Consider the following 4,832-nt stretch of genomic DNA (forward strand, 5'->3'; position numbering starts at 1 on the left):
ATTGTGGTGCTCCCAAAAAGAGAGCATATGATCATAGCCAGACCAGGTCGTCAACTAACAGTTAAATTTGATCAAATAATGTTCGCGATCTCGCCCTGGCATATTCATATGCTCAAAATATAAAAATTAATTTTGACCCGCATGATGCTTCACACATCCTTAAGATGATTGCTCAGCTATCAGATACTAGAGATCGAAAATGAGTTTTACCCCACAGCAGATCAATTCACTTGAATAGCAAAGTTCACTCGGTGAACTTTTTAGTCGAAAATGTCATTTAAGCCATCCTCAGTTCTGAGCCAAAAAGTTCGCTCGCAGAACTTTTTAGTTGAGAACGTCATGTGAGCCATCTGTAGTTCTGAGACAAATGAACCATCGCCGAGTAGTAAAGTACGCCGAGCGCACTTTTGCTTACATTGCTTGATCCTGACTAGAAAACACGAGTGTCTGATTAGTCGAATGGTTAGATGATGCGGAACAACTGAAATTGTTCCGTTTTATTGCGATGTTTTATTTGTGTAAAAACATTTATTTGATTCGCTTATGGTTAATCGTCATTAGCTTAACTCATAATTTTCGAATGCAGAGCGTATTAGTGCCTTATTCGAATACTTATCGATGCACATATAGCCTTTTGCTTCGAGAGAAAGCCAAAGTTCAATCGCAGAAGTTAAACCAAAATTATTTTCTTCTGGGGAAACGTCTTTAAGATATTCTTTTGGTCTCTCTAAAAACTCATCAACATGCCAAGCACCACTGAGTTCAAAATTAAAACTTTCTAGTTCAAAGTCATATATTGGTAGCTTTTCGCCTGAGGAAAAATTTGAAAGCCATTTGTGTTCACAGGTTTTACCTATTAGCCAAACATCATTATTCATAGCAATAGAAGCACAGGCGGCATAATAGCCTCGGCATTTCCAATAAGAATGAACCCAGCCCCCTAAGATATGTAACCTTTGGATTTGCTTTTCATTAATTTGCCCAATATTTTCTAAAATAACAATCGAGGAGCTATATCCATCTATTGATCTTAGTTTATCTGGTCTAAGTGCATACCCTGAAAGCTCATTGCCACCAGTTTTTAACTTCGAGAAGAAGTGAATACATTCCTCTGGTGTTTTGTAAAAATGATGAATCTTAAAAATTTGTTCAGACGCACCATGCAGCCACTCTAGATTAATGCCAAATAACTCTGCCGCATCGTGCAAAATTTCATCAGTTAGCTTTTCTACCAACCTCTCCGAAGCAGAGCAATCAGCAATCGTCAACCCGTGTCCGAAGAAGCCAGAAATCTGACTTCTTGAAACACCATGAGATTCAAATAACTTTATAAACCTTTCGGCAGGACATTTTAACGGTATACTCGTTAACGCCTTACCTCTTCGTTGTTTTTTCCATACTGCAAAAGCTGAAAATATCGCTACTGAACCAGATATAATTCCGATCAATGAGTTAGTGTCTGACAACAAGTCCATATCTAATAAAACCTAACCTAATGTTTTAACGCTTTTTCAGCAATGCTATTTTTAGTCATTACACCAAGCTCCTCACTAAACGAAGACAATAGCTTTTGGATTGAGGTTTTACTTTTCTCCAAGTCATCAAACCACTTACTCAACTCGACTTGCTTTTCGTAAGTTGGTAAAGAAAGTTTGATATTATTCATTTGCTTAATAGATATAAATTTTTGCACTGCCCCGGTCGCAAGCTTGTTTAAATCCAAACTTTTCAATAGATGAACTAAGTAAGGTACGAATACATTAGATTCATCTGTAATTTCCAGACTAACTGCATTACTTGTTAACCAAAATGGCTCTTTAGAAAAGTGAACGTTCCCACAATATAATCCAACCTTACCAATGATAATTGTATTTCCACTTCTATTTGGCTTATCATAGCGACCTATAGTGCCATTTCCACCATAGACTGCGTATTCTCCATTCTCTGATAATTCAGATTTATTTAGATTGTCGCCCGATCTTAATTTACCGATGCTTCCCACCGTTCTGAAAATAGAAAATGTGACATCAGTCTCCTTGGACACAGTTTCTATATAGCCTTTGATAGACTGTGTCATAATAGATTCATCTGAATGTAGTTCCTCAATCATTTTTACTTTGTCAAAGTGAAATTTTTCTTCTTTGTAAAAGGAACGAGAGAGGATGTAGGACTCATTTTCTAAAAATGACTTCTTGGGTAGTAACATAGATCGTTCACTGTTTTCTCGCTTCTCAAATAGCGAAATAAACGGTAAAAAGTCATCACAACGAAGAGGCAAGGATTTTTTAAAATTTGTTCTTGCAGGTATACGATAAAGTAAAATATCTTTTTCAGAATTATTATTGTCAAAAAACAAAACACTTACCTTAATATTTGTATAAGGCGCTAAACTCCCTTGAGGGAGGCTTAAAATCGTATGCAAATTGAATTTAGTTAACAGCTTGTGCCTCAGTGAGATCATATGGTTGGCGCTACTAAACAAAAGACCTTCTGGAACAACTACTGCGGCATGCCCATTGATTGCTAGCTTGTCCATTGTATGCTGAAGGAACATGGCTTCTAAGCTGCCTTGATATCCATTGTAGGCATACTCGTATTTTGTAAAATCATTAGCGACACCAAATGGGAAAGCTGAAATAATAAAATCATATTTAGCAGTGCTCTCTCCCAGCAGTGAATCTGATAAAGAAATATTACTAATATCAATATTATTTAAGAGTAAATTGAGTGTGCCGACTAAACAGGCGAAAGGTGATATATCATTTCCTGTTACATTTAGCTTAAGAGGATATTCTGATGATATGTATTCGTTAATGGCAATAAAAGAACGCCCCGTACCCATAGCAGGATCGTAAATACGTTCTTCAGGTGAAGGTTTGCAAACCTTAACTAAGGCATCTATTAGGGGTTTAGGAGAATAAAACGCACCTGATGCCTTGGAATCGCTAACCATCAAAGATAAAACTTCATCGAAGTCTTCGTTAAGACTATCGAACACATCAATTTTAGCTAATATATACGATATTCTCTCCAATATTTTACTAGACCTTACACGAAATGGTATGAGTTCTAGTAAATTTTCAATTGTCACCCAGCTCTCTGATGACAATATCTTAAAGCAGCTAGAGTAATACGCTTTCCTACTTATCAACTCTCTTAGGGTATGAAACTCTATTTTATTACGTTCTTTGTATAAAAAATCTTCAAAAGAAATTCTGTTCCCATCCCTTGATAAATCTACCTGCTCATAATCACAAAGAAACTTAACTATAAGCAGCAGTGATAATTGTTCTACGGCATCAATTGAATTATTAATGGCGCTGTCTTTCCTTAGCAATTCTGTTATTTTTAATAGGTTATTTAGAGGTCTGCTCATTAATATTCACCAGATAATTGTACATATGTACAATGTCATCGCTTATTTCTTGTTTCGGTATTTGGTTGATAAATTCGGCGGTTTTCTCAATGCAAAAACCTATTCCATCTTTATTAACTAGAGGGTCGACTATTGTCTTAACTATTTTGGATTTAAGCTTCGCTAAAGAAGTATTGCACTCACCGTCATCGCAAAGGTCACCATTCTTGAAACGTTTTAATTGCTCATGTTGGTGTAACTTTTTGTTAACTTCTTCAACTAAATTTCCTAAAGCTGAGAAAGATAGTAAGTAGTGCTTTATTTCACGTCGCTTCCATGAAAGTAAAGACGTAGTAGATAACGATTTACTATTTTCCTTCTTCTTATTATTAAATTTTCTAGGAGTGAAATTATCGTGTCTTCGGACTAAAAGTGGTTGCTTTTCTGTTCCAACCAGAGGGAGCGGATAATCATCTAGATCACAGATCATAAATACATTTTTGGTTACGCAGTCTAAATATTCAAAATGATTTTCGAAATTTCTTAGCCAAGTGATTTTGTTATCAGCAAACTTAACTTTGTCATACTCTTCTTTGAATCCTGAGGCCACACTTATACAAATAAAGCTTGAAAAGGTTGCTATAATTTCCAACCTAGATTCTTCGTTTGTACACAGCTTTCTTAAAACTAATAGCTTGAAGATTTCCCAATCATGGACATGATCCATGAGCACAACATTTTGATACATTGAAACAAGCTTATACTGAATGGACTGTATTTCAGATAGAGTCTCTAGCCTTTGTGTTAACTTGTAGGCAGAATTGTTATCTAAGATTAGCCCATCCTCAATTACTTTAAGCTTATCAATTCCTGCTTTTGATATAGAATCTAACAAGTGAGTTGTTGTAATGACTTTTCCTGAAAGTCCTTTTAATGCCTGCCACAGCTGATCTATGTTTTTGTAATGAAGATGAGAGTCGGCCTCATCGAGTAAAAACAAAGTATTTTCTCTATCAAATAGATCGACTAATGCGTATAGGAAAAGCAACTGGTACTCACCGTCACTCAAGTCTTCTAGACGTAATTTTTTATTAACCTGACCAGCGGTTTTAGTGACCTTCATTAGTTCTATATCAAAGCTACTTTTAACAATAAAGTAGTCGTTGTCGGTCGCCTGTGTGAAAAACATAACCTTAGAATCAAAGGAAGAATACTCATCTGTTTCAAATGAGATCGTTGATAGACTTTCTTGGGAAAGCGTAATATTTTGTTGCTCTAGAGGCTCAGTGAAATCATAAAGGGGATCAATTAAAGCATGTATAAAATTGCTAAGTGTCTGGTGGTAAGCTTTATTTGTAAAAACATCCGAATTACCATTATTTGAATTAGTCTCGACTTAATCTGACACTTCTTCTTGAAAAGATGAGAGTTACCCGTTTTGATAAAGGTGTCGAATCTTTAATCAAAACAAAATAGG

At 35.7% G+C, this 4,832-nt stretch carries 3 protein-coding genes; all 3 read right to left on the reverse strand.

What is annotated here, in order from left to right; all coding sequences use genetic code 11:
* Positions 1–557: 557 nt before the first annotated feature.
* From MHN02_RS21085 to MHN02_RS21095, 3 genes are read right to left on the reverse strand one after another with little or no spacing between them, the layout of a single operon-like run.
* On the reverse strand, positions 558–1,475 hold the full coding sequence (locus tag MHN02_RS21085; protein WP_239247921.1) for a hypothetical protein: 918 nt from the start codon (positions 1,473–1,475) through the stop codon (positions 558–560).
* A 17-nt stretch (positions 1,476–1,492) separates the two neighbouring features.
* Positions 1,493–3,376, reverse strand: a complete 1,884-nt coding sequence (locus tag MHN02_RS21090) for an N-6 DNA methylase (protein ID WP_239247922.1) — start codon at positions 3,374–3,376, stop codon at positions 1,493–1,495.
* Complete coding sequence (locus tag MHN02_RS21095; RefSeq protein ID WP_239247923.1) at positions 3,357–4,478, reverse strand: ABC transporter ATP-binding protein; 1,122 nt, start codon at positions 4,476–4,478, stop codon at positions 3,357–3,359. The genes MHN02_RS21090 and MHN02_RS21095 overlap by 20 nt, the downstream gene beginning before the upstream one ends.
* Positions 4,479–4,832: the final 354 nt, after the last annotated feature.

Origin of the sequence: Alteromonas sp. CNT1-28, from assembly GCF_022348345.1 — a bacterium.
GTDB lineage: Bacteria > Pseudomonadota > Gammaproteobacteria > Enterobacterales > Alteromonadaceae > Alteromonas > Alteromonas macleodii.